This window comes from Paracoccus sp. DMF-8 (assembly GCF_029309835.1).
Taxonomy (GTDB): Bacteria; Pseudomonadota; Alphaproteobacteria; order Rhodobacterales; family Rhodobacteraceae; genus Paracoccus.
This window is the reverse complement of record NZ_JARJHL010000003.1, coordinates 362,411-388,233: the sequence shown is the minus strand read 5'-3', so window position 1 is coordinate 388,233 and position 25,823 is coordinate 362,411. Positions and strand designations below refer to the sequence as shown.

Here is a 25,823-nt window from a genome sequence, read left to right as displayed (position 1 = left end):
GTCAAGCACTGCTTAGGTAAAAGACGGCGGGGGCGGTTTTCCGGTCCCGCCGTCAACATGAAAAGGACCGATCATGGCAAAGCATTTCATTCTGGACGATGACGACGACGATGATGATGACGACCGCCGTCAGGACCCCAAGAAGGACGAAGGGCTGGGCCTGCCCGAAGGGGACAAGATCGGCAAGCTGTATTTCAAGTCGCGCACCGTCATCATCGCGGGCGGCATCAACGACAAGCTGGCGCAGCGCACGGTCGCGCATCTGCTGGCCCTTGCCGAAGACAGCGACAAGCCGATCAACGTGCTGATTTCGTCGCCCGGCGGCCATGTCGAATCGGGTGACATGATCCATGACGTGATCAAGTTCATCCGCCCGACCGTGCGCACCATCGGATCGGGCTGGGTGGCTTCGGCCGGTGCGCTGATCTTTGTCGCGGCGAAAAAGGAAAACCGCTTCTGCCTGCCGAACACGCGGTTCCTGATCCACCAGCCTTCTGGCGGGATCGGCGGCACCTCGTCCGACATGATGATTCAGGCCGAACAGGTCCGCCAGATGCGTGACCGCCTGAACCTGATCTTTGCCGATGCGACCGGCCAGCCGATCGAGCGGATCGAAAAGGACACGCAGCGCGATTTCTGGCTGAATACGGCCGAGGCGCTGGAATACGGCCTGCTGGGTAAGGTCATCCGCACGGTGGATGAACTGAAATGACGCGCCCCGGTCAGGGCGTGGCGATTCGTCCCGCCTTGCCCGGCGATCACGACGCGATCTGGTCGATCCTTGAACCGGTCTACCGCGCCGGAGAAACCTATTGCATTCCGCGCGACATCACCCGCGCGGATGCCTTGGCCGACTGGTTCGCGGCGCCCTTTACCGTCTTTGTCGCCGAAGCTGACGGGCAGGTTCTGGGCACCAGCCATGTCGGGCGCAACCGCCCCGGCCCCGCGTCCCATGTCGCCAATGCCAGCTTTGCCACCGCCCCCGCCGCGCGCGGGCGTGGCGTGGCGCGGGCGCTGGTCGAACATGCCAAGGGCTGGGCGCGGGATCAGGGCTTTCGCGCCATGCAGTTCAATTTCGTCGTCTCGACCAATGCCGATGCCGTCCATTTGTGGCAGAAAGCCGGTTTTGAGATTGTGGGCCGATTGCCCGCTGCGTTCCATCACCCCAGCCATGGCTATGTCGATGCGCTGGTCATGTTCAACGACCTTACAAGAGGAACTCTGGAATGACGCTGTCTTACGAAACCGTTTCCGAAAACCGCAGCTTTGGCGGGGTGCAGGGCGTTTACAAACACCAGTCGAAAGCGACCGGCACCGAAATGACCTTTGCCGTCTACCTGCCGCCCGCCGCCGAACATGGCAAGGTGCCGGTGCTGTGGTATCTGTCGGGCCTGACCTGCACGCATGAAAATGCGATGACCAAGGCGGGGGCGCAGGAATGGGCCGCGGAATACGGGATCGCGCTGATTTTCCCCGATACCTCGCCGCGCGGCGAAGGCGTCGCCAATGACGATGCCTATGATCTGGGGCAGGGCGCGGGCTTTTACGTCGATGCGACGCAGGAACCCTGGGCGCCGCATTTCAAGATGTGGCACTATGTGACCCACGAACTGCCCGAGCTGGTTTTCGGGAATTTCCCGCTGGACCGCGACGCGCAGGGCATCACCGGCCATTCGATGGGCGGCCACGGCGCGCTGACCATCGCCATGACCTTCCCCGAAACCTACAAGTCGGTTTCGGCCTTTTCGCCGATTGCGAACCCCTCGGCTTCGGATTGGGGGCGCAAGCAGTTCACGGCCTATCTGGGCAGCGACAGATCGACCTGGGCGGCGCATGATTCGACCCTGCTGATGCAGGAACGCGGCTATCCGGGCGAAATCCTGATCGACCAGGGCGCCAGCGACAATTTCCTGGATCTGCTGAAGCCCAGATCCCTTGCCGCCGCCATGGCCGCGCGCCGTCAGCCCCATGTGTTGCGCATGCAAAAGGGCTATGACCATTCCTATTTCTTCGTCCAGACCTTCATGGGCGACCACATCCAGTGGCATGCCGAACGTCTGGCCTGAGAAAGGGAACTGATCTGTTCATACCAGGGTATTAGTTCCCGGCCTGTTTTGCCGAGTTTACCTAATACTTTGGTATGATGGCCTTGTCCAGTTCGTTGACGGCCCCTTGTTCCCGCCCGGATGATTGGCAGGAAGGAGGGGCCGCAGCATGTCTGGAACCTCCGCTCACTGGGAGGAATACCATGAAATACCTGCTGAAAGGCGCCGGCCTCGCGCTGCTGTTGGGGACGACGGCCGCCTATGCGAATGACGGCCTGATGGCCGAGATCGCCAAGCCCGAGCAATGGGCGATCCCGACGGGCGATTATGCGAACACCCGCTATTCGACGCTGGACCAGATCAACCGCGACAACGTCAAGGACCTGCGCGTCGCATGGACTTTTTCCACCGGCGTCCTGCGCGGTCATGAAGGTTCGCCGCTGGTCATCGGCGATATCATGTATGTCCACACGCCTTTCCCGAACAACGTGATGGCGCTGGACCTGAACAACGACGGCAAGATCCTGTGGCGCTACGAGCCGCAGCAGGACCCGAACGTCATCGCGGTCATGTGCTGCGATACCGTCAACCGCGGCCTGTCCTATGCCGATGGCATGATCATCCTGCCGCAGGCCGACACCACCGTCGTCGCGCTGGATGCGCAGACGGGCGAAGTGAAATGGTCCACCAAGATCGGCGATCCGGCGATCGGTGAAACGCTGACCATGGCGACCATGCCGGTCAAGGACAAGGTGATGGTCGGGATCTCGGGCGGTGAATACGGCGTCCGTGGCCGCGTGACCGCGCTGAACCTTGCCGACGGCTCCGAAGCGTGGAAAGCCTATTCGACCGGCCCCGACGATGAAATGCTGGTCGATCCCGAAAACACCATGGTTCTGGGCAAGCCCATCGGCGCCGACAGCTCGCTGAACAGCTGGGAAGGCGATCAGTGGAAGATCGGCGGCGGCTCGATCTGGGGCTGGTTCTCTTATGATCCGGACCTGAACCTGATGTATTACGGCACCGGCAACCCCTCGACCTGGAACCCCTCGCAGCGTCCGGGCGACAACAAATGGTCGATGACCATCATGGCCCGCGATGTCGATACCGGCATGGCCAAGTGGTTCTATCAGATGACGCCCCATGACGAATGGGACTATGACGGCGTCAACGAAAACATCCTGACCAATCAGGAAATCGACGGGGTAGAGCGCAAGCTGCTGACCCATTTCGACCGCAACGGTCTGGCCTATACGATGGACCGCGAAACCGGCGAGCTTCTGGTCGCCGAGAAATTCGACCCGGCCGTGAACTGGACCACCGGCGTTGACATGGACCCGAATTCGGAAACCTATGGCCGCCCGGCCGTGGTCGCCGAATATTCGACCGCTCAGAACGGCGAAGACGAAAACACCACCGGCATCTGCCCTGCGGCCCTTGGCACCAAGGACATGCAGCCGGCGGCCTATTCGCCCAAGACCAACACCTTCTATGTGCCGACGAACCACGTCTGCATGGACTACGAACCGTTCCGCGTCGCCTATACGGCGGGCCAGCCCTATGTCGGCGCAACGCTGTCGATGTATCCGGCACCCGACAGCCACGGCGGCATGGGCAATTTCATTGCCTGGGACAACGTCGAGGGCAAGATCAAGTGGTCGCTGCCGGAACAGTTCTCGGTCTGGTCGGGCGCGCTGGCGACGGCGGGTGACATCGTCTTCTACGGCACGCTGGAAGGCTATCTGAAGGCGATCGACGCAGATTCGGGCGAAGAACTGTATAAGTTCAAGACCCCGTCGGGCATCATCGGCAACGTCATGACCTATCAGCATGGCGGCAAGCAATATATCGGCATCCTGTCGGGCGTCGGTGGCTGGGCCGGGATCGGTCTGGCGGCTGGCCTGACCAACCCGAACGAAGGTCTGGGTGCGGTGGGCGGCTATGCCTCGCTGTCGGATTACACCGAGCTTGGCGGCCAGCTCACGGTCTTTGAACTGCCGGGCGAACCTGCGGCCAACTAATACTTTGGTGCGCAAAACATAAGCGTGAACTTTTCCACTGTCGCCCCGGGTATAAACTCGGGGCGACAACATGTGAAATTGGGAGGGAGGACCCAAATGAAGATGACCGCCATTGCTGGCGCGGCTGCGCTGGCATTCGCCATGGCATCTGCAACTGTCGGATTTGCCGAAGAGGCCAAAAAGACTTTGCCCAACGGCACCGACATCACCCCGGCCAATATGGAAAATGGCCGCTGGTATACCGAGGATGGGATCCCGACCTACAAGCTCGAAGAAGACGGCACCATCGATTTCGCGACATTTTCGGGCTATCGCCGCTATTCGGCGGAATGCCACGTCTGCCATGGCCCCGACGGTGAAGGTTCGACCTATGCACCCGCGCTGAAGGAATCCGTGCTGCGCATGGATTACTATGACTATCAGGAAATCGTCGCTTCGGGTAAGCAAGAGGTGAATACCGCGTCGAACATGGTCATGCCGGCATTCGGGACAAACCGGAACGTCTGGTGCTATGTTGACGACATCTATATCTATCTTCTGGCTCGGGGCATGAACGATCTTCCGCGCGGTCGGCCCGCCAAGCGTGGCGACAAGACCGATGAGTTCACGGCGCAGGAAACCTCCTGCATGGAAGGCTGATGCGTAGCCTTTTGATGGCGCTGATCCTGTGCGCGGCGGGCCTTGGTCCTGCCGCGGCTCAGGTCGCCGATCTGCGCTCTCACACCGAATTCCGGGTCTGCGCGGATCCTGCGGCATATCCCATGTCATCCGATGATCGCGGCGGGTTCGAAAACGACCTGGCCGCGTTTTTCGGGGAAAAGCTCGGGTTGCCGGTGACCTATACCTGGTTTCCGCAGGGCATGGGTTTCATCCGCAAGACCTTGCGCGCGGGTGCCTGCGATGTCGTGATCGGCTATGCGCAGGGGGATGAGCTGGTTCAGAACACGAACCATTATTACACCTCGGTTTACGGCATCGTGACACGCAAGGACGGGGCGCTGGCGGGGGTCACGCAACTGACCGATCCCGCGTTGAAGGATCAGCCGATTGGCGTCGTGGCGGGCACGCCGCCCGCAACCCATCTGACCCGCGCCGGGTTGGCCAAGGACATGCACGGTTTCGACCTGTTCGTGGACCGGCGGGTCAAGGATCCGATGGGCGACATGCTGGCACAGGTCAAATCGGGCGAACTGGCCGCCGCCGTCGTCTGGGGGCCGCTGGCCGGTCCTTTGGTCAAGCAGGATCCGGAATTGCAGTTCGTGCCCTTGCTGCAGGAAACCACCAATCCCCGGCTGTTTTTCCGCATCACCATGGGCGTGCGATCCGAAGAACAGGAATGGAAACGTCAGCTGAACAGCCTGATCCGCCGCAATCAGGATGAAATCGACGCGATCCTGCGCAATGCGGGCGTGCCGTTGGTCGATGATTACGGCAAGGCGCTGAAACCGTGATCCGCATCGCCGCCGCGATCTGTCTCAGTCTGACAGGTTCGGCGGCGCTGTCCCAACCGCCAGAGCCGCCCGGTTTTCGCGGCCCGCCCTATCAGGCCGAAACCCCGGCGACCCTGTCGGGCGCGCAGGTCATCGGTGCCGCGCAGGCGGTGGCGCTGCATGATGCGGGCGTGCTGTTCGTCGATGTCTATCCCCGCCAGAAACGCCCCGAGGGCCTGCCCGAAGGCACGATCTGGCGCGCGGCACCGCATCAGACGATTCCCGGCGCGATCTGGCTGTATGATACCGGCTATGACCGGCTGAGCGATGCGGAAAGCCGGCGGCTTGCCGCAGGGCTGGCGCGCGAATTGCGGTCCAGAGAAAGCCCGGTGGTGATCTTTTGCCGCGCCGATTGCTGGATGGGCTGGAACGCCGCGAAACGCGCGGTGGCACTGGGTTATCGCAATGTGATGTGGTTTCCGGGCGGCACGGATGACTGGCTGTTGCAGGGCCGCGACCTGCAGGACATTACCGCTGACGCCCCGTGAACTGGCCGAAGGCGCGCGGCCCGTCCGGCAGATCGACCGTCTGCGTCACCGCCAGGCTTTGCGCGTCGATGGTGACCAGCGTGTTCGAATCCCAATGCACGACCGCGACCCCCGATCCATCGGGAAGGGTCGCGATGCCTTCGGGGTAATCGCCGGTTTCCAGCGTTTCGATGACCTTGAGCCCGTTCAGGTCAAAGACCGTCACCGTGCCCGCATATTGGTTGGTGACAAAGCCACGGCCACCGGCAAAGGCGATTCCATAGGGATGGCTGCCGGTCGCGACCGTCCCGACGATGCGGCCCGATATCGGGTCGATCACCGTGATCGTGTCTGACTGAACATCGGTGGTCCATAGAAAACCGCCATAGAATGCCACGGCATAGGGGTGCCGGCCGGTTGCCACGATTCGCAGCCGCCGCCCGGTCACCGCGTCGTAGATCGACACGCGATCATCGTCGCGATCGGCGGTGGCGACTAGCGTGCCATCGCTGCTGACCGCGACACCCGCAGGCGATTTGCCGGTCTGCACCGCCCAGAGCGGCGTCAGCCGGGCGTCAAAGCGCATCAGCTTGGACGCATACCAATGCGTGATGAACAGCCCGCCATCGCTGGCCACGGCCAGACCAAAGGTGCCTTCGCCTAGATCGGCCTGCCACAGGATGCCGCCCTTGTCGTCCAGCGCCGACAATTGCCCGGTCTTGGCCGAAACGACATAGGCGATCTTGTTGCGGTCGTCATAGACGACGGGGGCGGGACCGCCCTCGATCACGGTTTCCGACAGGACGCGCCCCCCGTTCAGATCCACGATCGACACCTTGTCCGCGTTCTGAGAGGTCACGACAGCAATATCCCCGGCCAGGGCCGGGGATATCGTCAACAGCAAAAGGGCAAGCGCCTTGCGGATCATTCAGCCTTTCCGAAACGCTCGGCCAGCGCGTCCAGACCGCTTTGATAGACGCCGGTGACGGCGTTGATCGCCGCATCGTCGTTCAGTTCCGCCGGGGGTTCGTTGTTCGGGAAACCGCGATAGAAACCGCCCTTCCAGACGACATTGGCCTTGCCGTCCTTGTCTTCGACGCAGAGGGTCGAGCCGTAGTTGGTGACCGGCAGGACCGTCACCTCGACCGCTTCGATGCGATAGGCATAGCAGCGTTTTTCCGGCTGCCATTTCGACAGGATCTCGGTGATGGTCGGGTCGCCGGATTCCGCCTGCAGATGCAGGATGCGGGTCGATTTCTCGGGCTGGTCGGTGCTGCCGTCGCCGGTGATTTCGGTGCTGGCGATGGCGGGGTGCCAGCTCATGTCGTCAAACTTGCCGATCACCGCCCAGACTTCGTCGGGCGTGGCGTTCAGCGTCTGTTCCAGTTCCAGCTTCAGCCGCACGGGGCCATGGGCCTCGGCCATGCCGGCCATGAACCCGCCAAGCGCCAGGGTGCCTGTCAGCGCCAGTGCCAGTCGTCGCGTCATTCTGTATCTTCCTCCCGGAATATGATGTTTTTCAACAGGTAGTCGTAACCGCGACGAAAGCTTTCGTCGTTGTTACCACGAATGTCGACGGCGCCCGCCCGCACGTTCTTTCCGGTTTCGGCGTCGCGAACATACAGGTTCACGGCGATGATCAGGTTGAACACTTTCTGGACCTGACCCGATATCGCATAGCGTTTACCCATGTCGCGCGCCAGCCGGACGTCGCGACCGTTCGAGGTCACGGGGTCCTTGATCGGCGAGATTTCCAGCACCGGCGCGTCCTCCAGCGCGAAGCCGCGCTGTTCAAGCGCCCGGGCGATATGGTCCTCGACCATCTCGATGCGGGTGGTTTCATCGGCGCGGATGCCGTTGATCGCCCCCTCGGTCGAGGTGTCGATCCATGTCAGACCGAACCACAGCGCGCTGTCCGGTTCAGGTGGCGGTCCATAGACCGGGGTGACTGCCGGTGTCAGCAGCGAAACCAGTCCGGCAAGCAGGAAAGCGGTGACATTCATGCGCGAAAGATGCGCGCGGGACAGGGGGGCCGTCTATACAATTTTAGGGTATCAGCAGAAAGTGGCAGGGAAAATCACCCGTCAAGAAAGGGATATATTGCCAAGTTGCCAGATGGGTATCATCCCCCCATGATACTGGTGGGGGAGGAAAAAGATGACAGGACAATTTCCATCGGTTCTGGCTGTTCTGGCCATGACGGGGGCTGCATTCCTGCAGCCCGCAGGCCCTGCAAATGCGCAGGCCGCCGGTCAAGAGATGCAGATGATCTGCGCCGCCGTGCTGCGGGTGGACCAGCAGGGGCTGCCGCCGATTTCCCGGCTTGACCTGCCGCCCGAGGATCTGGGTTTCGCCGGCGCACGTCTTGCGATCGAAGACAACGATACCACCGGCCGCTTCATGGGTCAGGATTTCGAGGCGCTGGAAATCACCGCGACGCCCGAAACCGCCGCTGCCGAAATGGACGCGATCCTGGATCAGGATATCCGCTTTGTCGTCGTGCTGGCCGATGATGCGACGACGCTGGCGCTGTCCGATCAGGTCGGCGACCGCGCGATGGTGCTGAATGCCCGCGCGCGCGGCGACAATCTGCGTGGCGCCGATTGCCGCGCCAACACGATCCACGCCGCGCCCAGCCATGCGATGATGGCCGATGCGCTGGCGCAATTCCTGATGTGGAAGAAATGGCCGAACTGGTTTCTGGTCAAGGGCAGCCATCCCGAGGATCAGGATCTTGCCGCCGCCTATACCCGCGCCGCCACCAAATTCGGGGCGAAAATCGTCGAAGAGCGCGTGTTCGAAGATACCGGCGGCGCCCGGCGCACCGATTCGGGCCATGTTCAGGTCCAGCAGCAGATGCCGGTCTTTACCCAACGTGCGCCCGCCCATGACATCCTGATCACCGCCGATGAGGCCGGGGTCTTTGCCGTCTATCTGCCCTATCAGACATGGGACGCGCGCCCGGTTGCGGGTTCCGCCGGGCTGGTGCCGCGCAGTTGGCACCCCGCGATGGAGGCATGGGGCGGCATGCAGTTCCAGAACCGTTTCGAGAAACTGGCCAACCGCCCGATCCGCGAAGACGATTACCAGACCTGGCTGTCCCTGCGCATGATCGGCGAGGCCGCGACGCGCACCCAATCCGCCGATCCTGCAGCGCTACGCGATTTCATGCTCTCGCCGGATTTCGACGTTGCGGGCTTCAAGGGCCAGAAACTGACCGTCCGCGACTGGGACCATCAGGTCCGCCAGCCCATCCTGCTGGCCACGGGCGATCTGACCGTCAGCGTCAGCCCGCAGGACCAGTATCTGCACCAGACCTCGGCGCTGGATACGTTGGGCATCGACAAACCCGAATCCGAATGCACGTTCTGAAGGAAAAGCCATGAAAGCCGCTCTTACGACTTCCGCCATCCTTGCGATCTGCCTGACTACGGCGCCCGCCTTTGCCAACCGTGTCTTTGTTTCCAACGAAAAAGGCAATGATATCACGGTCATCGACAGCGATACGCTGGAGGTGATCGGCACCTTCCCCGGTGGCAACCGGCCGCGTGGCATCACCATCAGCCCCGATGGCAAGGAACTGTATGTCTGCGCCTCGGACGATGATCTGGTGCGGGTCTACGATCCTGAGACCTTTCAGGAAACCCATACGCTGCCTTCGGGACCGGACCCCGAGCTGTTCGTCCTGCACCCGTCGGGCAACCCGCTGTATATCGCCAACGAAGACGACAACCTGGTCACCGTGGTCGATGTGAAAACCCATCAGGTGCTGGCCGAAATCCCGGTCGGCGTCGAACCCGAAGGCATGGGCGTCAGCCCGGACGGCAAGGTGGTCATCAACACGTCCGAAACCACCAACATGGCGCATTTCATCGACACCGAAACCTTTGAAATCACCGCCAACGTGCTGGTCGATCTGCGCCCGCGTTTCGCGCAATACAACCCGGCGGGGACGAAACTGTATGTCAGCGCCGAAATCGGCGGCACGGTCAGCGTCATCAACCCCGAAACCCAGCAGATCGACAAGAAAATCACCTTTGAAATCCCCGGCGTCCTGCCCGAGGCGATCCAGCCCGTCGGCGTCCGCGTCACGGCGGACGGCAAAAAGGTCTATGTCGCGCTTGGCCCCGCGAACCGGATCGCGGTGGTCGATGGCGAAACCGATGAGGTGCTGGATTACCTGCTTGTCGGCCAGCGCGTCTGGCAACTGGCATTTACGCCCGACGAAAAATACCTGTTCACCACCAACGGCAATTCGAACGACGTTTCCGTGATCGACGTGGCCAAGGATGAGGTCATCAAGTCGATCGCCGTGGGCCAGCAACCCTGGGGCGTCGTCGTTGCGCCCAACTGAGCCCGAATAGCCCGAACAATTCCAAAAAAGACTGTCTGAGGAGGAAAGACCATGACCCGATTCCTGACCCTGCTGCTGCTGTCGACCAGCCTTGCGCTGCCCGCCACGGCCCAGGACGCGCCCGCGCCGAAACCCGAAACCGAGGCTGCGGCACAAGCCGGTGCCGAGGTCGCGGGCGACGAAGATGACGACGACGATGATGATGCCGAAGAGGCCGCGGCCGCCGAAGAAGGCGTCCATGACGCGACGGGCAAATTCGATTTCGGTTTCTCGGGCATTCTGGCGCGCGACAACCGCACCCTTCTTGCACCCTGACCCTGGGTTCGGGCAAGCCGGTTGCCACGGCTGAATATAACCTGAAATCAGGAGGTTACTACCGCATCAACATCAATGCCGACGGCACGGCGGAACTGGCGCTGTCGGGTGGCGACTTCTTCCGCGCGATCTGGATCAACGAGGTCGTGATCAACGATATCGAAATCCGCCCTCTGGGTGTCCACTCGCTGGAATTCGATGATGCGGGCACGGCAACGATCAGCTTTGTCGCGATGGTTCCGGGCCGCTACACGCTGTCGATTCCCGGCTCTCAGGGCGAAACCCAGCAAGCCGTGTTCAACATTCAGTAAGAGGAGCATCGGTCATGCCGCAGCCCATCCCTTGCGCTGACGCGCCGGCCAGCATGACCCGTGCGTGAAAAGAATGGGGCGCGGGGCCATCCCCGCGCCTGACATCATGACAGAAAACGCCCTTTCCATAGACAGCGTCAGCCATCGCTTCGGCAGGTTCGAGGCGCTGAAGAATGTGTCCCTGACCGTTCCACGCGGCAGCTTTACCGCCCTTCTGGGCGTCAACGGCGCGGGCAAGACGACGCTGTTTTCCCTGATTACAAGGCTTTACGACAATACTTCGGGCGTGATCCGGGTGGCGGGGCACGATCTGCGCCAGACGCCGGGCCGGGCCTTGGCGCGGCTTGGGGTGGTGTTTCAGTCGCGTGCGCTGGATGCCGATCTGACCGTGGCGCAAAACCTGACCTATCACGCCGCGCTGCATGGCATTGCGCGCAAACCCGCCCTGTTGCGCGCCGCCGAGGTGCTGGCGCAGGTGGGCCTGTCCGACCGGCTGGACAGCAAGGTTTCCGCCCTGTCGGGTGGCCAGCAACGCCGCGCCGAAATCGCCCGCGCGCTGATCCACCGTCCCGAAATCCTGCTGCTGGACGAGGCGACGGTGGGTCTGGACGTGAAATCCCGCGCCGAGGTGGTCGAGCTGACCCGTGATCTGACCCGGCAGGGTGTCTCGGCGCTGTGGGCCACGCATATCATGGACGAAATCCGCCCGAGCGACGGGCTGGTGATCCCGCATCGCGGGCAGGTGCTGGCCGATGGCCGCGCCGAACGGATCGCCGCGCCGCATGGCGACCTGACCGCCGCCTTTCTGGCGCTGACCGGGGCCGAGGGGACAGGGGGGACCGTGGCATGAGCGCCGATCCGACCCCCCGCATGTGGCTGACCGCCTTTCTGGGCATCACCCGGCGCGAGACGCTGCGTTTCGTCAATCAACGCGGCCGCTTTCTGGCGGCGCTGGTGCGCCCGCTGGTCTGGCTGTTCATCTTTGCCGCCGGGTTCCGCGCGGTTCTGGGCCTGTCGATCACGCCGCCCTATCAGACCTATGTGCTGTATGAGGTCTATGTCACCCCCGGTCTGTGCGGAATGATCCAGCTTTTCAACGGGATGCAATCGTCGCTGTCGATGGTTTACGACCGGGAAACCGGGGCGATGCGAACCCTGCTGGTCAGCCCTTTCCCGCGCTGGTTCCTGCTGGGGTCGAAACTGGTCGCGGGGGTGCTGGTGTCGATTCTGCAGGTCTATGCCTTTTTGCTGATCGCCTGGTTCTGGGACATCCGGCCGCCGGTCTGGGGCTATGTCGCGGTGCTGCCCGCGCTGTTCGTGTCGGGGCTGATGCTGGGCGCCCTGGGGCTGTTCCTGTCATCCGGCATCCGGCAGCTGGAAAACTTTGCGGGCGTGATGAACTTCGTGATCTTTCCGATGTTCTTCGCCTCGACCGCGCTTTACCCGCTGTGGCGGATGCGCGAAAGCTCGACCTTGCTGCATGATATCTGCGCGCTGAACCCCTTTACCCACGCGGTCGAGGTGATCCGGTTCGCGCTTTACGGACAGGTCAACTGGCTGTCGCTTGGCGTCGTGCTGGGCTGTCTGACGGTATTTTTCCTGGGCGCGGTCTGGATGTATGACCCGTCAAAAGGGCTTTGGGCCCGCAGAAAGGGAGGATGAGGGGGGAATGATGAAGAAATTCCTGATGATGGCCGGGCTGGCGCTGATCTGCGGTCAGGCCTGGGCCGATACCGGCACGGATCCCGACTGGCCCTGCATCCAGCGCAAGCAGCCGCATCTGTCACTGGGTCAGGTCTGGACCGGCCCGGTCCCGGATGAGGCGGTGCAGGCGCTGGTTTCGGACCCGGCGATTGCGGGTTTTGCCGACCGGCTGGAACAGCGCCGCCTGCCTATTGCCGATGCTGAAACCCAGATCGCCGAATTCGCCGCCACGGCCAGCAACGACCAGTTGACGGCGCTGATGGTCGCGGTATTCGAACGGCTGGACGATCATCGCGGCGCGCTGATTCAGGGCATCTCGCGCTATGGTCACAAACAGGTCGATCTGGCCAGATCCATCGAGGACCGCCGCGCCCGCATGGCCGAAATGGAGCGCGCCGAAAGCCCCGATTTCGACGCCATCGACGCGCAGGAAGCGGCGCTGGACTGGGAAACCCGCATCTTTACCGACCGCCAGCAGGCGCTGACCTATGTGTGCGAAACCCCGGTCATCATCGAACAGCGCGCCTTTGCGCTTGGCCGGGTCATCGCGGCGGCGATCCAGCCCTGACGTTCGAAAATTTCGAACGCGGCGATCCGTAAACCGGGGCTGATGTTTTGGCTTGTCCGGGGCTATCTGATCATCACACACGCAAATTCGTTCGTGAAAAAAGGATAGCCCCCATGACCAAGGTTCTGGTTCTTTACTATTCGGCGTATGGCCACATCGAACAGATGGCTGCCGCCGTTGCCGAAGGTGCCCGCGAAACCGGCGCCACCGTCGACATCAAGCGCGTCCCCGAGCTGGTCCCCGAAGATGTCGCGAAATCCGCGCATTTCAAGCTGGATCAGGCAGCGCCGGTCGCCACCGTCGCCGATCTGGAAAACTATGACGCCATCATCATCGGCACCGGCACGCGCTTTGGCCGCATGTCCAGCCAGATGGCGAATTTTCTGGATCAGGCCGGCGGGCTTTGGGCCAGAGGCGCGCTGAACGGCAAGGTCGGCGCGGCCTTTACCTCGACCGCGACGCAGCACGGCGGTCAGGAAACGACGCTGTTTTCGATCATCACCAACATGCTGCATTTCGGCATGACCATCGTCGGTCTGGATTACGGTTTTGCCGCGCAGATGGACAATTCCCAGATCGTTGGCGGCGCGCCCTATGGCGCCACGACGATCGCCAATGGCGACGGCAGCCGCCAGCCCTCGACCGAGGAACTGGATGGCGCGCGCTATCTGGGCCGCCGCGCGGCTGATACCGCAGCCAGGCTGTTCGCCTGATCCGATCGGAAACAGCGGCTAAGGTCCCCTGATCGCGGGACAATGGGGTCGGATGCGGATAGCGCGCATCCGGCCCTTTTTTCCGGGGTCGAGCCTTCGCGAATCCATAGGGGGTGGTCTTTTGCCGCGTCCGGCGTCACTTTGGGCGGATCAGACGCTGAATGGTGACCATCCTGCCCCGCAAAAGACAGAATATCCCCGCCGTGATCCTGGCCGGAGGCCGCGCGACCCGCATGGGCGGCCGCAACAAGGCGCTGCTGACGCTTGGCGGTGAAACCCTGCTGCAACATGTGATCACAAGGCTGCGCGACCAATGCGGAGAGATCGCGCTGAACGCCAATGCCGACCCCGATCTGTTCGCGGATTACGGTCTGACGGTCCTGCCTGACACCTTTCCGGGCTTTCCGGGGCCTTTGGCCGGTATTCTGGCCGGGATGGCTTGGGCGCGGGCGCAGGGGGCGGATGCCTTTGTCAGCGTTTCGGTGGATACGCCGTTTCTGCCGCTGGATCTGGTGCATCGCCTGCGCGAGGCGGCGGGGCGTCACGGCATTGCGCTGGCCGCGAGCAGCGATGAAACGGGCCGGATGCGCGATCATCCGACCTGCGGGCTGTGGCCGGTCGCGCTGCATGACGATCTGGCGCTGGCGCTGGAAAGCGGCCTGTTGCGGCCCGGACAATATGCGGCCGCGCATGATCCGGGGCGGGCGGTGTTCGACAGCCGCCCGGTCGATCCCTTCCTGAACCTGAACACGCCCGCCGATCTGTCGGCGGCCGCGCGGGTTTTGTGATCACGCTCCGTATCGGTGCAGCCAGCGGCGCAACCCGATGCTGACCGCGCGGGCAAACAGGATCGTCATCAGCGACAGGACCAGCAGCGCGGCAAAGACCAGATCGGTTTTCATCCGGCCATTGGCGTGGATCATCAGCGCGCCCAAGCCTTTGGCGCCGCCGACCCATTCCCCGATCACCGCGCCGATGGGCGCATAGACCGCCGCCAGCCGCAGGCCCGTCGCCAGTTGCGGCAGGGCCGCCGGAATACGCAGGTGGCGCATGACCCGCCAGCGGCTTGCCCCCATCACCTGCGCCAGATCCAGCGCGGCGGGGGGCGTGCGCAGCAGCCCGTCCAGAAAGGCGCTGGCCACGGGAAAGAACACGATCAGCACCGTCATCGCGATCTTTGGCGACATGCCATAGCCCAGCCACAGCGTCAGGATGGGTGCCAGCGCGAAAACCGGGATGGTCTGGCTGAAGGTCAGCAGCGGATGCAGAACCCCGGTGATCCGACGCGACGATGCCATGGTGATCGCCAGCATCGCCCCAAGCGTCGCGCCGATCACGAAACCGGCGAGGACCTCGGCCCCGGTGAACAGGGCGGCATGGGCGATTTCGGCGCGGTTCAGCCACAGCGCCCGTGCCACGGCCTGCGGCGCGGGCAGCAGAAAGGGCGGCATCCCGGCCAGCCAGATCACGCCCTGCCACAGGGCCAGCGCGACAAGAATGACGGTCAGGACGGATTTCATGCCAGCATCCTTCGCAGCAGCGCGGCCTGCGCCGTCAGCACCTGAGGCGCGTCATAGGGGCGGGCGCGGCCTTGGGGCCGGGGGCCGGGGGTGGGCTGATCCTCGATCCCGGTTTCAGTCAGCAGCAGGATGCGGTCACCAAGCCGCGCGGCCTCGGCCGGGTCAGCGGGTGACCAGCAGCACGGTGCGGCCCTGCAACAGATCGGCGGACAGATCCTGCATCCCCGTGCGGGTGCGGGCGTCCAGCGCGGAAAAGGGTTCATCCAGCAAGACCAGCGGGCGATCCTCGAACAGGGTGCGGGCCAGCGCGACCCGCTGGCGCTGGCCGCCGGACAGGCGGGCGGGCAGGTGGCCGGCGCGGTCGGTCAGGCCCACCGCCGCGATCAGCGCATTGGCGCGGTCGTGGTCGGGCGCCTGCCCGCGCAGCCGCGCGCCAAGCGTGACATTGCCTGCGACATCCAGCCAGCCGATCAGCCCGGCATCCTGCGCCATCAGCGCGACCGGCAGGTCGCAGCGCGCCGCGCCCTGAAACCTCACGCCGGTTTCCAGCCCGGCAATCAGCCGCAGGACCGTCGATTTCCCGACGCCCGAAGGCCCAAGCAGGCAGGTCCATTCGCCCTGATGCAGGCGCAGATCGACGGGACCGAACAGGGGCTGATCCCCGACCCAAGCCTGCCCGGTGACCTGCGCGACCTCTGTCATGGCTGACCCAGCCCCCAGAAGCCGACCTCCAGCCGGGTGGCGGTGGCAAAGCGGCGCGAGAGTTCGGCCCAACGCGGGCTGTCGCTGGCATTTGCGCCAAGGCGCCGGGTAACCGCGCGGTCCAGCAGCGCACCGACATCGCGGCAAGCCTGCTGATAATCATCGCCCGCATAGGTGTCGATCCATTCGCGATAGGGCGTATCCGCTGCTGCGCTGGCCGCCAGCCGCGTGCCGATTTCGCCGTAGCCCAGCACACAGGGCGCCAGCGCGGCCAGCAGGTCCAGAAAATCGCCCGAAAAGCCGCTGTCCAGCACATAGCGCGTATAGGCCAGATTCGGGATCGCCTCTTGCGCTGTCAGCAGGTCGTCGCGGCTGATGCCTTCGCGGGCGCAGATCCCGACATGCAGCGCCATTTCCCCGTCCAGCAGCGTGTGGACCGTCGCCGAACAGGCCTGCATTTCGTCCAAACTGCCCGCCTTGACCACGGCCAGCGCCCATGCACGGGCAAAGTTCACCAGAAACAGGTAATCCTGCGTCAGATAGTTCAGGAAAGCGGCGCGGGGCAGGGTGCCATCGCCCAGAGCGTTGACGAAATCATGATGCGTATAGGCGTGCCAGTCATCGGCGCATGCCGCGCGCCAAGCGGCAAAGCAGGTGCCATAGCTCATTCGGGTGCCCCCAGATCAATCGCGAAATCGGATACGGGGCGGATGCTGTCGACCAGCTTTTGATCGTGCAGAAAGGTTTCGAACCGCGCGTAGCGGCCCTGATCCAGCGCCGCCGGGCTTTGCGCGAAACGCGGCACGGTGTCTTTCCACGCCTGCGTGTTCAGCTCATCGCGCAGATCGGGGGCGGTGGCGGAAAAGGTCGTCCAGGCGTCTTCGGGGTGGTTGACGATGTAATTCGCGCCACGTTCGACCGCCTGCAGGAAACGGGTCGCGATTTCGCGGTCCAGCCGGTCCGGATTCGCGACAAAGATCAGCTCGTCATAATTCGGGACGCCCTGTTCCTCGACGAACAGGCAGCGGCCCTCGGCGCCCTCGATGCGCATCTGGGTCAGTTCGAAATTGCGATAGGCGCCGATGGTGGCGTCGACCTGACCCGTCATCAGCGCGGGCGACAGCGACCAGTTGACGTTGATCATCTCGACATCGTCCATGCTCAGCCCGGCGCCCGTCAACATCGCGTTGATCAGCGCGCTTTCGACGCCCGACACGGAATAGCCGATTTTCTTGCCCTTGAGATCGGCAGGGGTTTCGATGCCGCTGTCGGCCTTGACCATCAGGCAGTTCAGCGGCGTCGCGATCAGCGTGCCGATGCGGACCAGCGGCAAGCCTTCATGCACCTGCAGATGCAGTTGCGGCTGATAGCTGACCGCCAGATCGGCACGCCCCGCCGCGACCAGTTTCGGCGGGTCCGCGGGGTCTGCGGGGGCGATCACCTCGACCTCAAGGCCCGCGTCCTTGAAAAAGCCTTTCTCCTGCGCGACGATGATCGGGCCGTGATCGGGGTTCACGAACCAGTCCAGCATCAGCGTCAGCTTGTCATCGGCCAGCGCGGGCTGGACCAGCAGGGCGGTCAGCCCGGCGGCGAAAATGGCTTTCATCGGTCTTCTCCTTGCAGGGCAAGCAGGGCGATTTCGCCCGGCCAGCGTTCGGATAAATGGTTTGCCGCGCGCCATGCCCGCAGGCCGGACCGGCAGGCGATGACCGCGCGCCCGCCCGGTTCGGGCAGGGGGCCGGTCGCGCCATAGCCGGGCAGGCGCAGGGCGTCGGGGGTGGCGGTCACGGGTGCCTCGGCCGCGTCGCGCAGGTCGATGACCAGATCGCCCCCGCGCAGGTCGCCGCGCGCGATGAAACGCGGGCCGGGTGCCTCGGGCGCCTTGTCGAAACGGAACTGAGAGATGCGCATCGCCGCGTCCATGCGGATGAACAGCCCAAGCGGCGAGGGTTCCAGCCCCAGCAGAACCCCAAGCGCCATGCGTGCCTGCATCGCGCCCAGCATCCCCACCACCGGCCCCAGCACGCCCGCCGTCGCACAGGTCGCGCCGCCTTCGGTCGGGTCGGGAAAGACCGCGCGCAGCGACGGCGCGCCGCCGCAATAGCCGCCGACATACCCCTCCAGCCCAAGGGCCGAGGCGGAAATCAGCGGTTTCCCGGCGGCAAGGCAGGCGTCGGACAGGGTATAGCTGGCCGCGTAGCTGTCGGCGCAATCCAGCACCAGATCGGCATTTGCGACCAGTTCCGGGGCGTTGGCCGGGGTCAGCCAGTCCAGCACCGGCGTGACCGTGACCTGGCTGTTCAGCCGCTGCATGGCGATGCGGGCGGCGACGGCCTTGTGCTGTCCCTGCTGGTTTTCGGCATAAAGCGGCTGGCGGTGCAGATTTGTCACCTCGATCACATCGGGGTCGACCAGCGTGATGCGACCGACGCCCGCGCCGGTCAGATATTGCAGGACCGGCACGCCAAGCGCGCCCGCGCCGACGACCAGCACATGGGCATCCGTCAGGCGCGCCTGACCCGTCGCGCCGATTTCGGGCAGGATCATCTGGCGGGCATAGCGGTTCATCGGATCGCCTTTGTTCGGTTGCGCAAGACGCGGGGATGATGGGGCGCGGCATGTCCGGGGCGGCGGTTGCCATGCGTGACGGGCGGGCGCGGTTGCGCGATTGTGACGGTTCCGTTCCGGCGGGGGTGCGGGCTTGTGGCCGGGCGCGCAGACCGGCGCAGCGCCGATGTTCGCCGTCCCGCCTGATCGCCCTGCGGCCCGTCGGGGACAAGGCGCGGCGTCGGGCGTCGGTCCGCGTCATTGCGCCAGAGGATGGGGCGGCCATCGCACCTCATCCGGCGACCCGCAGCCATTCGCGGATGCGCGCATCGGGATCGGCGTTCAGCGTGATATCCGTCACCGCCGATGCCACATCCGCACCCGCCGCAAAGGCCAGTTCCGCGCGTTCCGGCGTCAGCCCGCCGATCGCGATCAGGGGGGTGTCGCCGATCAGGCGCTTCCATTCCGAGACGCGCGCCAGCCCCTGCTGTTCCCATTTCATTTTCTTGAGGATCGTCGGCCAGACCGGGCCAAGCGCGACGTAATCCGGGGCCAGCGCCAGCGCCCGGTCCAGTTCGTCGTGGTCATGGGTCGAAATGCCGATGCGCAGCCCCGCGCGGCGGATCGCGGGGATATCGGCGCTGTCCAGATCCTCTTGCCCCAGATGGATGTAGTCGCAGCCCAAATCCATCGCCTGCTGCCAGTAATCGTTGACGACCAGTTGCGCGGCATGGGCGGCGCACAGATCGCGGGCGCGGGTCAGTTCGGCCCGCAGCGCATCCGGCGCGGCATCCTTGACCCGGATCTGGACCAGCTTGATGCCAAGCGGCAAGGCGCGGGCCAGCCAGTCGGCGCTGTCGAAAATCGGATAGAATCGGGGCAGTTTCATCCCAGCACCGCCATTCCCATCAGTGGAGTTGATGGCGCGGCCATGTCGCGCGCCTCGATCGGCTCGGCCTTGCGGGCCAGTTGCCCGGCCTCGATCGCCAGCGCCATCGCGCGGGCCATGGCGACCGGATCGCCCGCCCGGGCGACGGCGGTGTTCAGCAAGACCGCGTCATAGCCCAGTTCCATCGCCTGCGCGGCATGGCTGGGCAGGCCGATGCCCGCATCGACGACCAGCGGCACATCCGGGAAATGCGCGCGCAGGGACCGCAAGCCATAGGGGTTGTTCAGCCCGCGACCCGAGCCGATGGGCGCCCCCCAGGGCATCAGCACCCGGCAGCCCGCATCCAGCAGGTGACCGCAGACCGAAAGATCCTCGGTGCAATAGGGAAAGACCTGAAAACCGTCGGCGGTCAGGATGCGCGCGGCCTCGATCAGGGCGACGACATCGGGTTGCAGCGTGTCGTGATCGCCGATCACCTCCAGCTTGATCCAGGGCGTGTCGAAAAACTCACGTGCCATATGGGCCGTGGTCACGGCTTCCTTGACGGAATGACAGCCTGCGGTATTGGGCAGGACCGTCACGCCCAGATCGCGGATCAGGCTGTGAAAGGCCTGCCCCTCGCCGCCTTCGCGACGCAGGGAAACCGTGGCGATCCCGGCATTTGACGCGCGAAACGCCTGCGCCAGCACGGCGGGCGAAGGGTATTGCGCGGTGCCCAGCATCAGCGGGCTGGCGATGTCGCGCCCGTAAAAGACCGGCATCTCAGCCCCCCTGCATGGACGACAGCGCCTCTAGCGCGTCGCCATCGTTCAGGGTCGTGGCGCTGCGCAGCCCGGCGGGCAGGAATTCGCCGTTCAGCGCGGTGGCGACGCGGGCGGTGCCCAGACCGATTTCGGCCAGCACATCGGCGACGGTCGGGCCGGTGACCTGACGCCGTTCTCCGTTAAGGATTATGTTCATCCATGAACTCCGGTATCTGGCCGTTGATGATGTGATCTGCGGCCATGCGGGCCACGGCGGGGGCCAGCAGATAGCCGTGGCGATACAGGCCGTTTGCGTAAAGCGTGCCGCCCCGGCGGCGCAGGCGGGGCAGGTTGTCGGGGAAAGCGGGGCGGGCATCGGCGCCCAGTTCCAGAATTTCCGCCTCGGCAAAACCGGGATGCAGCGCATAGGCCGCGGACAGCATTTCCACAGCGGCCCGCGCGGTGACGCGGGATTTCGCGCCGCTTTCCAGCATGGTTGCCCCCAACATATAGACGCCATCACCGCGCGGCACCGCATATAGGGGGATGCGCGGGTGCAGCAGGCGGATGGTGCGGGTCAGCGTGACCTCGGGGCAGCGGATGGTCAGCATCTCGCCCCGGACGCCGCGCAGGTCGGGCAGGGCATCGCGGGCGGTCAGCCCGCGCGCATCGACGACAAGGCCCGTGGGCGTGCCGCCGGTTTCGATGGCGATGCCCCCGGCGGCCAGATTGGCCTGCAGCGCGGTCAGGGCCTGACGCGGGGTCAGGTGGGATCTGCTTTCGTAAAACAGCCCGCGCCGCATCCGGCCCTGCAATTCGGGTTCCAGCGCGACGATCTGATCGGCGTCGACGGCGCGGTATTCGCGGGTCAGCCGGGCAAAGCGGTCCAGTTCGGCCTGATCGCGCGACAGGGCCAGAACCAGCGTGCCGCTGTGATGGATCGTCGCGCCCTGCGCCGCCCACCAGTCCGCCGCGTCCAGACCAAGGCGCACGACGGTCGGATCGGCGCTTTCTTCTTCGCAATAGGGGGCCAGCATGCCGCCCGCCCACCAGCTGCAGCCATGCGGGCCGGGGGCGCCGTTCGGGTCGATGATGCGGGGGCGTATGCCGCGCGCGGCCAGTTCGCTGGCGATGCACAGCCCCATGACACCGGCGCCAAGGATGGTGACGTCGGTCATTCGGCGGCCCATTGCGCGTGAAAATGGTGAACCGGGCCGTGACCCGAGCCGATATCCAGCGAATCCGCCGCGCGGATTGCCTTTTGCAGCCAGTCATGGGCCTGCCGGACAGCGGACGGCACCGTCAGGCCCCGCGCCAGACCCGCCGCAATCGCCGATGACAGCGAACAGCCCGTGCCGTGGGTGTTATTTGTGATCACACGCGGCGCCGTCAGGGTCAGCGGATCCGGTCCGACCAGCAGGTCGGTGCAGGTTTCGCCCGTGGCATGGCCGCCCTTCATCAGGACATATGCGGGACCAAGCGCCGACAGTTGCGCGCCCTGTTCCAGCATCTGCACGGTGGATTGTGCGGGGCCGATGCCCAGCAATGCGCCCGATTCGGGCAGGTTGGGGGTCAGGACGGTGGCCAGCGGCAGCAATTCAGCAACCATTGCGGTGATCGCCGCATCGGGCAGCAGCACATCGCCCGATTTCGCGACCATGACCGGATCCAGCACCACCGGGACCGGGCGCCTGCCAAGGTAGTGGCGCAGCCGTTCCGCGACATTTGTGATCACATCCGGGCCGCCAACCATGCCGATCTTGACCGCATCCACCCGCAGATCGTCGAAAACCGCGTCGATCTGGGCCGCGACCATCGCGGCCGAGACCGGTTCGATACCCGTCACGGCGCGGGTATTCTGCGCGGTAATGGCTGTGATCACAGAGGCGCCATAGACGCCAAGCGCCGAAAAGGACTTGAGATCGGCCTGAATGCCCGCGCCGCCCCCGCTGTCGGAGCCGGCAATCGTCAAAGCAATGGCGCGCGCCATCATCCGCCTTTCTTGTCCGGGTCGCCGGGCAGGAAAGGGGGGTGTGCGGGCAGGATTTGCCGAAAGCACCACTCTACCCTTCCCTACGCCGGTGCTAGCCGGATCAGGTTCGATGGGTCGGTGCCTTGCACCTCTCAGCCCCGTGCGGGGCCCCCCAAGTGTATGAGTCGTGCCGCAGGCTAGGCCGGATTGTGACGGGATTGCAACCGTTATTCGTTATGCGAAAGGCCGGACCGGTCACCATAGCCGGGCGTCAAGGTTATCAATTTGGCTGGCTGCTGACCCGTTTGCCCATCTTGCAGCGGGTAATGGGCGAACATGGCAACAGGTGTTAAGGGTCCCGCATAAAGCAGATCGTCCGGCTTCTGGTCGTCTTCCTGCTGCTGCGAATGAGGATGTTGCCCTGACATGTCGGGATACCTTCGATGATTTTCGACCCTGATATCATGCCATATCCAGAGGCAGGAGTGTAGAAGAATATATTTGTAATCCAATAACTAAGGGAAACCGCAGCCGCGTTTGCGGCCCGGTCCCGTGGCTGATGCGCGGGTCTGGCCGGCGGCGTCAATCCGTGCCGTAAAGATCGCGGGTATAGACCTTGTCCGCGACATCGCTCAGTTCCGGGGAAAGGCGGTTGGCAAGGATCAGGTCGGCTTCGGATTTGAAGGCGTCGAGGTCGCGGATCACGCGGCTGTTGAAGAAATGCGCGTCGGGCAGGACGGGTTCATAGACGATGACCTCGATCCCCTTGGCCTTGATCCGCTTCATGATGCCCTGAATCGAACTGTCGCGGAAATTGTCGGACCCGGCCTTCATCACCAGACGGTGGATGCCGACGATTTTCGGTTTCCTTTCAAGGATCTGTTCGGAAATGAAATCCTTGCGCGTGCGGTTGCTGTCGACGATGGCCGCGATCAGGTTCTGCGGCACCTGATCGTAATTCGCCAGAAGCTGCCTGGTGTCCTTGGGCAGGCAATAGCCACCATAGCCGAAACTGGGGTTGTTGTAATGGCTGCCGATCCGCGGATCCAGACCCACCCCTTCGATGATCTCGCGCGAATCCAGACCGCGAGAGATGGCGTAGCTGTCCAACTCGTTGAAATAGGCGACGCGCATGGCAAGGTAGGTGTTCGAAAACAGCTTGATCGCCTCGGCCTCGGTGACGCCGGTGAACAGGGTGGGCATGTCCTTGTCCAGCGCGCCCTGGGCCAGCAGCTTGGCGAACAGATGCGCTTCGGGGCCATGATCGCCGATGACGATGCGGGAGGGGTGCAGATTGTCGTAAAGCGCCCGACCCTCGCGCAGGAATTCCGGCGAAAAGATGATGCGGTCATAGCTGTGGCGCGCGCGCATTTCGGCGGTGAAGCCGACATAGACCGTTGATTTTACGATGATCGTCGCCTCTGGCGCATGTTCGCGGGCCTGCGCGATGACCTGCTCGACGCTGCAGGTGTCAAAGCGGTTGTTGCGCGGGTCGTAATTCGTCGGCGTGGCGATCACGACGAATTCCGCGCCGGTCAGCGCGGCGACGGGATCGGTGGTGGCGGTCAGGTCCAGCGGCCTGTCGGCCAGCCATTGCCGGATGTCGGGGTCCTCGATCGGGCTTTCGCGGCGGTTGACCTGATCGACGCGCGCGCCGTTCACATCCAGCGCCGCGACAGGGTTGCGCTGCGACAGCAGCACCGCGATTGACATGCCGACATAACCCAGCCCGGCGACCGTGATCTTCATGTTTCTGCCTCATTTTGCTGGGGCGAACCTAATACGGGCGGGCAGGGGTTGAACAGGCGCGGATTGTGCCGACTTGAAATATGCAAGACTTGCCGATGGGGCGGCTGCTGTGGCAAAGCTGGCGCAACCATATTCCCGAAAGGATCGCATGATGAGCTGGACCCCGCAGGGCAAACACCTGATCGCAGGCGAATGGATCGGGGGCGGTGCAAGCTTCCGGTCAGAACCGACGCATGGCCCGGCGCATGATTTCGCGGTGGGCACCGTCGCGCTGGTCGACCGCGCAGCCAAGGCGGCCGAGGATGCATTTTGGAGCTATGGCTATGCCGCGCGCGAGGTTCGCGCCGGTTTTCTGGACGCCATCGCCGATGAGATCGAGGCGCGGGCCGAGGCGATCACCGAAATCGGCACGCAGGAAACCGGCCTGCCCGCCCTGCGCCTGCAGGGCGAACGCGGCCGCACCACCGGGCAGTTGCGGCTGTTTGCGACCCATATCCGCCAGGGCGACTATCTGGACCGGCGCCATGATGCGGCGCTGCCCGACCGCCAGCCCGCCCCGCGTCCCGAGATTTTCCTGATGGAACGCCCCATTGGCCCCGTCGCGGTGTTCGGCGCGTCGAACTTTCCGCTGGCCTTTTCGACGGCGGGCGGGGACACGGCGGCGGCGCTGGCCGCCGGTTGCCCGGTTGTGGTCAAGGGTCATTCCGCCCATCCCGGCACCGGCGAAATCATTGCCGAGGCGATCCATGCCGCGATTGCCCGCACCGGCCTGCATCCGGGCGTCTTCAGTCTGGTTCAGGGTGGCGACCGCCATGTCGGTGCCGCGCTGGTCCAGCATCCGCTGATCAAGGCCGTGGGCTTTACCGGCAGTGTGGCCGGGGGCCGCGCGCTGTTCGACCTGTGCGCCGCGCGCCCCGAACCGATCCCCTTCTTTGGCGAATTGGGTTCCGTCAATCCGATGTTCCTGCTGCCGCAGGCGATGGCCGCGCGGGCGGATGCACTGGGGCAGGGCTGGGCCGGGTCGCTGAGCATGGGCGTGGGGCAGTTCTGCACCAATCCGGGCATTGCCGTGGTCATCGACGGCGCCGATGCCGACCGCTTCACCGCCGCCGCAAAGACTGCGCTGGAACAGGTCGCGCCGCAGGACATGCTGACTGACGGCATCGCCAAGGCCTATCGCGATGGCAAGGAGCGTTTCGACAGCCGCAATGCGGTTTCGCCGGTGCTGGTGACGCAATCGACCGGGCGCAAGGCCAGCCCGAACCTGTATGAAACCACCGCGCAGGCCTATCTGCAGGATGATGCCCTGGGCGAGGAGGTCTTTGGCCCGCTTGGTCTGATCGTCCGCGTCGGCTCGGTTCAGGAAATGGTGCGGTTGGCGCAGGGCTTTCAGGGCCAGTTGACGACCACCATCCATATGGAGCCGGGCGATCTGGCTGATGCGCAGACCCTGCTGCCGATTCTGGAACGCAAGGCGGGCCGGGTGCTGGTCAACGGCTTTCCGACCGGGGTCGAGGTCGTGGACAGCATGGTTCACGGCGGCCCCTATCCGGCCAGCACGAATTTCGGCGCGACCTCGGTCGGGACGCTGGCGATCCGGCGTTTCCTGCGGCCGGTCAGCTACCAGAACTTTCCGCAGGAACTGCTGCCGCAGGATCTGCGCGGCTGATCGGCGGATGACCCGATGGATGCCCCGGTGGCCCGCCATCGGGG

Annotated in this window: 30 protein-coding genes, 1 pseudogene and 1 riboswitch; of the genes and pseudogenes, 17 read left to right on the top strand and 14 right to left on the bottom strand. The window is 64.3% G+C overall.

The genetic code is table 11. The features are described from left to right. The first annotated feature begins 73 nt into the window (after window positions 1-73). From PE067_RS02520 to PE067_RS02490, 7 genes are all read left to right on the top strand, one after another. The gene (locus tag PE067_RS02520) at window positions 74-712 is read left to right on the top strand and encodes an ATP-dependent Clp protease proteolytic subunit (protein WP_276187684.1); all 639 of its coding nucleotides are present in this window, start codon (window positions 74-76) and stop codon (window positions 710-712) included. After that, entirely contained in the window at window positions 709-1,230 is a 522-nt protein-coding gene (locus PE067_RS02515; RefSeq protein WP_276187683.1) for a GNAT family N-acetyltransferase, read from the top strand. Before PE067_RS02520 ends, PE067_RS02515 begins: the two co-directional genes overlap by 4 nt. Further along, window positions 1,227-2,066, top strand: a complete 840-nt coding sequence (gene fghA / locus PE067_RS02510; RefSeq protein WP_276187682.1) for an S-formylglutathione hydrolase — start codon at window positions 1,227-1,229, stop codon at window positions 2,064-2,066. The genes PE067_RS02515 and fghA overlap by 4 nt, the downstream gene beginning before the upstream one ends. A 182-nt stretch (window positions 2,067-2,248) precedes the next feature. Then, window positions 2,249-4,066, top strand: a complete 1,818-nt coding sequence (locus PE067_RS02505) for a methanol/ethanol family PQQ-dependent dehydrogenase (protein ID WP_276187681.1) — start codon at window positions 2,249-2,251, stop codon at window positions 4,064-4,066. 96 nt (window positions 4,067-4,162) lie between these two features. After that, a complete protein-coding gene (locus tag PE067_RS02500; RefSeq protein ID WP_276187680.1) occupies window positions 4,163-4,705 on the top strand; it encodes a c-type cytochrome, methanol metabolism-related in 543 nt (180 codons plus the stop codon). Continuing rightward, complete coding sequence (locus PE067_RS02495) at window positions 4,705-5,517, top strand: substrate-binding domain-containing protein (protein ID WP_276187679.1); 813 nt, start codon at window positions 4,705-4,707, stop codon at window positions 5,515-5,517. Before PE067_RS02500 ends, PE067_RS02495 begins: the two co-directional genes overlap by 1 nt. Then, window positions 5,514-6,044, top strand: a complete 531-nt coding sequence (locus PE067_RS02490; RefSeq protein ID WP_346429640.1) for a rhodanese-like domain-containing protein — start codon at window positions 5,514-5,516, stop codon at window positions 6,042-6,044. Before PE067_RS02495 ends, PE067_RS02490 begins: the two co-directional genes overlap by 4 nt. Here PE067_RS02490 and PE067_RS02485 read toward each other — a convergent pair. From PE067_RS02485 to PE067_RS02475, 3 genes are all read right to left on the bottom strand, one after another. Then, entirely contained in the window at window positions 6,025-6,882 is an 858-nt protein-coding gene (locus tag PE067_RS02485) for a YncE family protein (protein ID WP_276187678.1), read from the bottom strand. The two genes, PE067_RS02490 and PE067_RS02485, sit on opposite strands and share 20 nt — an antisense overlap. A gap of 65 nt (window positions 6,883-6,947) precedes the next feature. Then, window positions 6,948-7,511, bottom strand: coding sequence for an SRPBCC family protein (locus PE067_RS02480; protein WP_276187677.1), 564 nt, complete (start codon window positions 7,509-7,511; stop codon window positions 6,948-6,950). Continuing rightward, window positions 7,508-8,026, bottom strand: coding sequence for a DUF3280 domain-containing protein (locus PE067_RS02475; protein WP_276187676.1), 519 nt, complete (start codon window positions 8,024-8,026; stop codon window positions 7,508-7,510). Before PE067_RS02475 ends, PE067_RS02480 begins: the two co-directional genes overlap by 4 nt. A 193-nt stretch (window positions 8,027-8,219) precedes the next feature. On the opposite strand from PE067_RS02475, the gene PE067_RS02470 reads away from it, so the two are divergent. The 9 genes from PE067_RS02470 (at window position 8,220) to mobA (ending at window position 14,776) form a co-directional block, all read left to right on the top strand. After that, complete coding sequence (locus PE067_RS02470; RefSeq protein WP_276187819.1) at window positions 8,220-9,395, top strand: ABC transporter substrate-binding protein; 1,176 nt, start codon at window positions 8,220-8,222, stop codon at window positions 9,393-9,395. A gap of 10 nt (window positions 9,396-9,405) precedes the next feature. Then, window positions 9,406-10,377, top strand: a complete 972-nt coding sequence (locus PE067_RS02465; RefSeq protein WP_276187675.1) for a YVTN family beta-propeller repeat protein — start codon at window positions 9,406-9,408, stop codon at window positions 10,375-10,377. 51 nt (window positions 10,378-10,428) lie between these two features. Then, window positions 10,429-10,692, top strand: coding sequence for a hypothetical protein (locus PE067_RS02460; RefSeq protein WP_276187674.1), 264 nt, complete (start codon window positions 10,429-10,431; stop codon window positions 10,690-10,692). Between the two features lie 146 nt (window positions 10,693-10,838). Then, the gene (locus PE067_RS02455; RefSeq protein ID WP_276187673.1) at window positions 10,839-11,003 is read left to right on the top strand and encodes a hypothetical protein; all 165 of its coding nucleotides are present in this window, start codon (window positions 10,839-10,841) and stop codon (window positions 11,001-11,003) included. A 106-nt stretch (window positions 11,004-11,109) separates the two neighbouring features. Continuing rightward, complete coding sequence (locus PE067_RS02450; protein ID WP_276187672.1) at window positions 11,110-11,853, top strand: ABC transporter ATP-binding protein; 744 nt, start codon at window positions 11,110-11,112, stop codon at window positions 11,851-11,853. Next, window positions 11,850-12,665 (top strand): ABC transporter permease, encoded by an 816-nt coding sequence (locus tag PE067_RS02445; protein ID WP_276187671.1) that lies wholly within the window; start codon window positions 11,850-11,852, stop codon window positions 12,663-12,665. The genes PE067_RS02450 and PE067_RS02445 overlap by 4 nt, the downstream gene beginning before the upstream one ends. Window positions 12,666-12,672: 7 nt before the next feature. Beyond that, window positions 12,673-13,275 (top strand): hypothetical protein, encoded by a 603-nt coding sequence (locus tag PE067_RS02440; RefSeq protein WP_276187670.1) that lies wholly within the window; start codon window positions 12,673-12,675, stop codon window positions 13,273-13,275. Between the two features lie 113 nt (window positions 13,276-13,388). Further along, window positions 13,389-13,988 (top strand): NAD(P)H:quinone oxidoreductase, encoded by a 600-nt coding sequence (gene wrbA / locus PE067_RS02435; RefSeq protein ID WP_276187669.1) that lies wholly within the window; start codon window positions 13,389-13,391, stop codon window positions 13,986-13,988. 161 nt (window positions 13,989-14,149) lie between these two features. After that, window positions 14,150-14,776 (top strand): molybdenum cofactor guanylyltransferase MobA, encoded by a 627-nt coding sequence (gene mobA, locus PE067_RS02430; protein ID WP_276187668.1) that lies wholly within the window; start codon window positions 14,150-14,152, stop codon window positions 14,774-14,776. Here mobA and PE067_RS02425 read toward each other — a convergent pair whose 3' ends face one another. The 11 genes and pseudogenes from PE067_RS02425 to PE067_RS02375 form a co-directional block, all read right to left on the bottom strand. After that, window positions 14,777-15,508 carry an ABC transporter permease gene (locus PE067_RS02425; protein WP_276187667.1) on the bottom strand — a complete coding sequence of 244 codons (732 nt, stop codon included), beginning with the start codon at window positions 15,506-15,508 and terminating at the stop codon, window positions 14,777-14,779. Then, window positions 15,505-16,210 (bottom strand): annotated as a pseudogene (locus PE067_RS02420) (ATP-binding cassette domain-containing protein). Before PE067_RS02420 ends, PE067_RS02425 begins: the two are co-directional and overlap by 4 nt. Beyond that, complete coding sequence (gene tenA, locus PE067_RS02415; protein WP_276187666.1) at window positions 16,207-16,878, bottom strand: thiaminase II; 672 nt, start codon at window positions 16,876-16,878, stop codon at window positions 16,207-16,209. Before tenA ends, PE067_RS02420 begins: the two are co-directional and overlap by 4 nt. Further along, window positions 16,875-17,816 (bottom strand): ABC transporter substrate-binding protein, encoded by a 942-nt coding sequence (locus PE067_RS02410; protein WP_276187665.1) that lies wholly within the window; start codon window positions 17,814-17,816, stop codon window positions 16,875-16,877. The genes tenA and PE067_RS02410 overlap by 4 nt, the downstream gene beginning before the upstream one ends. After that, on the bottom strand, window positions 17,813-18,778 hold the full coding sequence (locus PE067_RS02405) for a HesA/MoeB/ThiF family protein (RefSeq protein ID WP_276187664.1): 966 nt from the start codon (window positions 18,776-18,778) through the stop codon (window positions 17,813-17,815). The genes PE067_RS02410 and PE067_RS02405 overlap by 4 nt, the downstream gene beginning before the upstream one ends. Before the next feature lie 271 nt (window positions 18,779-19,049). Then, entirely contained in the window at window positions 19,050-19,646 is a 597-nt protein-coding gene (locus PE067_RS02400; protein WP_276187663.1) for a thiamine phosphate synthase, read from the bottom strand. Further along, a complete protein-coding gene (locus PE067_RS02395; protein WP_276187662.1) occupies window positions 19,643-20,407 on the bottom strand; it encodes a thiazole synthase in 765 nt (254 codons plus the stop codon). The genes PE067_RS02400 and PE067_RS02395 overlap by 4 nt, the downstream gene beginning before the upstream one ends. A 1-nt stretch (window position 20,408) precedes the next feature. Then, a complete protein-coding gene (gene thiS / locus PE067_RS02390; RefSeq protein ID WP_276187661.1) occupies window positions 20,409-20,606 on the bottom strand; it encodes a sulfur carrier protein ThiS in 198 nt (65 codons plus the stop codon). Further along, window positions 20,590-21,567, bottom strand: a complete 978-nt coding sequence (locus tag PE067_RS02385) for an FAD-dependent oxidoreductase (protein ID WP_276187660.1) — start codon at window positions 21,565-21,567, stop codon at window positions 20,590-20,592. The genes thiS and PE067_RS02385 overlap by 17 nt, the downstream gene beginning before the upstream one ends. Next, window positions 21,564-22,382 carry a bifunctional hydroxymethylpyrimidine kinase/phosphomethylpyrimidine kinase gene (gene thiD / locus PE067_RS02380; RefSeq protein ID WP_276187659.1) on the bottom strand — a complete coding sequence of 273 codons (819 nt, stop codon included), beginning with the start codon at window positions 22,380-22,382 and terminating at the stop codon, window positions 21,564-21,566. The genes PE067_RS02385 and thiD overlap by 4 nt, the downstream gene beginning before the upstream one ends. Window positions 22,383-22,442: 60 nt before the next feature. Then, window positions 22,443-22,546: riboswitch (TPP riboswitch) on the bottom strand. 397 nt (window positions 22,547-22,943) lie between these two features. Further along, window positions 22,944-24,110 (bottom strand): nucleotide sugar dehydrogenase, encoded by a 1,167-nt coding sequence (locus PE067_RS02375; RefSeq protein ID WP_276187658.1) that lies wholly within the window; start codon window positions 24,108-24,110, stop codon window positions 22,944-22,946. Window positions 24,111-24,261: 151 nt separating this feature from the next. Between PE067_RS02375 and PE067_RS02370 the strand changes: the two genes are divergently transcribed. Next, window positions 24,262-25,779: an aldehyde dehydrogenase (NADP(+)) gene (locus tag PE067_RS02370; protein ID WP_276187657.1), complete on the top strand. Its 1,518-nt coding sequence runs from the start codon at window positions 24,262-24,264 to the stop codon at window positions 25,777-25,779. Window positions 25,780-25,823 lie beyond the last annotated feature (44 nt).

Bases quoted from the DNA above. Each gene is read 5' to 3' on its own strand.
- PE067_RS02520 (WP_276187684.1), top strand. From the start codon at position 74: ATGGCAAAGCATTTCATTCTGGACGATGACGACGACGATGATGATGAC.
- PE067_RS02515 (WP_276187683.1), top strand. From the start codon at position 709: ATGACGCGCCCCGGTCAGGGCGTGGCGATTCGTCCCGCCTTGCCCGGC.
- fghA (WP_276187682.1), top strand. From the start codon at position 1,227: ATGACGCTGTCTTACGAAACCGTTTCCGAAAACCGCAGCTTTGGCGGG.
- PE067_RS02505 (WP_276187681.1), top strand. From the start codon at position 2,249: ATGAAATACCTGCTGAAAGGCGCCGGCCTCGCGCTGCTGTTGGGGACG.
- PE067_RS02500 (WP_276187680.1), top strand. From the start codon at position 4,163: ATGAAGATGACCGCCATTGCTGGCGCGGCTGCGCTGGCATTCGCCATG.
- PE067_RS02495 (WP_276187679.1), top strand. From the start codon at position 4,705: ATGCGTAGCCTTTTGATGGCGCTGATCCTGTGCGCGGCGGGCCTTGGT.
- PE067_RS02480 (WP_276187677.1), bottom strand. From the start codon at position 7,511: ATGACGCGACGACTGGCACTGGCGCTGACAGGCACCCTGGCGCTTGGC.
- PE067_RS02475 (WP_276187676.1), bottom strand. From the start codon at position 8,026: ATGAATGTCACCGCTTTCCTGCTTGCCGGACTGGTTTCGCTGCTGACA.
- PE067_RS02470 (WP_276187819.1), top strand. From the start codon at position 8,220: ATGACGGGGGCTGCATTCCTGCAGCCCGCAGGCCCTGCAAATGCGCAG.
- PE067_RS02465 (WP_276187675.1), top strand. From the start codon at position 9,406: ATGAAAGCCGCTCTTACGACTTCCGCCATCCTTGCGATCTGCCTGACT.
- PE067_RS02460 (WP_276187674.1), top strand. From the start codon at position 10,429: ATGACCCGATTCCTGACCCTGCTGCTGCTGTCGACCAGCCTTGCGCTG.
- PE067_RS02450 (WP_276187672.1), top strand. From the start codon at position 11,110: ATGACAGAAAACGCCCTTTCCATAGACAGCGTCAGCCATCGCTTCGGC.
- PE067_RS02445 (WP_276187671.1), top strand. From the start codon at position 11,850: ATGAGCGCCGATCCGACCCCCCGCATGTGGCTGACCGCCTTTCTGGGC.
- PE067_RS02440 (WP_276187670.1), top strand. From the start codon at position 12,673: ATGATGAAGAAATTCCTGATGATGGCCGGGCTGGCGCTGATCTGCGGT.
- wrbA (WP_276187669.1), top strand. From the start codon at position 13,389: ATGACCAAGGTTCTGGTTCTTTACTATTCGGCGTATGGCCACATCGAA.
- mobA (WP_276187668.1), top strand. From the start codon at position 14,150: ATGGTGACCATCCTGCCCCGCAAAAGACAGAATATCCCCGCCGTGATC.
- PE067_RS02425 (WP_276187667.1), bottom strand. From the start codon at position 15,508: ATGAAATCCGTCCTGACCGTCATTCTTGTCGCGCTGGCCCTGTGGCAG.
- tenA (WP_276187666.1), bottom strand. From the start codon at position 16,878: ATGAGCTATGGCACCTGCTTTGCCGCTTGGCGCGCGGCATGCGCCGAT.
- PE067_RS02410 (WP_276187665.1), bottom strand. From the start codon at position 17,816: ATGAAAGCCATTTTCGCCGCCGGGCTGACCGCCCTGCTGGTCCAGCCC.
- PE067_RS02405 (WP_276187664.1), bottom strand. From the start codon at position 18,778: ATGAACCGCTATGCCCGCCAGATGATCCTGCCCGAAATCGGCGCGACG.
- PE067_RS02400 (WP_276187663.1), bottom strand. From the start codon at position 19,646: ATGAAACTGCCCCGATTCTATCCGATTTTCGACAGCGCCGACTGGCTG.
- PE067_RS02395 (WP_276187662.1), bottom strand. From the start codon at position 20,407: ATGCCGGTCTTTTACGGGCGCGACATCGCCAGCCCGCTGATGCTGGGC.
- thiS (WP_276187661.1), bottom strand. From the start codon at position 20,606: ATGAACATAATCCTTAACGGAGAACGGCGTCAGGTCACCGGCCCGACC.
- PE067_RS02385 (WP_276187660.1), bottom strand. From the start codon at position 21,567: ATGACCGACGTCACCATCCTTGGCGCCGGTGTCATGGGGCTGTGCATC.
- thiD (WP_276187659.1), bottom strand. From the start codon at position 22,382: ATGATGGCGCGCGCCATTGCTTTGACGATTGCCGGCTCCGACAGCGGG.
- PE067_RS02375 (WP_276187658.1), bottom strand. From the start codon at position 24,110: ATGAAGATCACGGTCGCCGGGCTGGGTTATGTCGGCATGTCAATCGCG.
- PE067_RS02370 (WP_276187657.1), top strand. From the start codon at position 24,262: ATGAGCTGGACCCCGCAGGGCAAACACCTGATCGCAGGCGAATGGATC.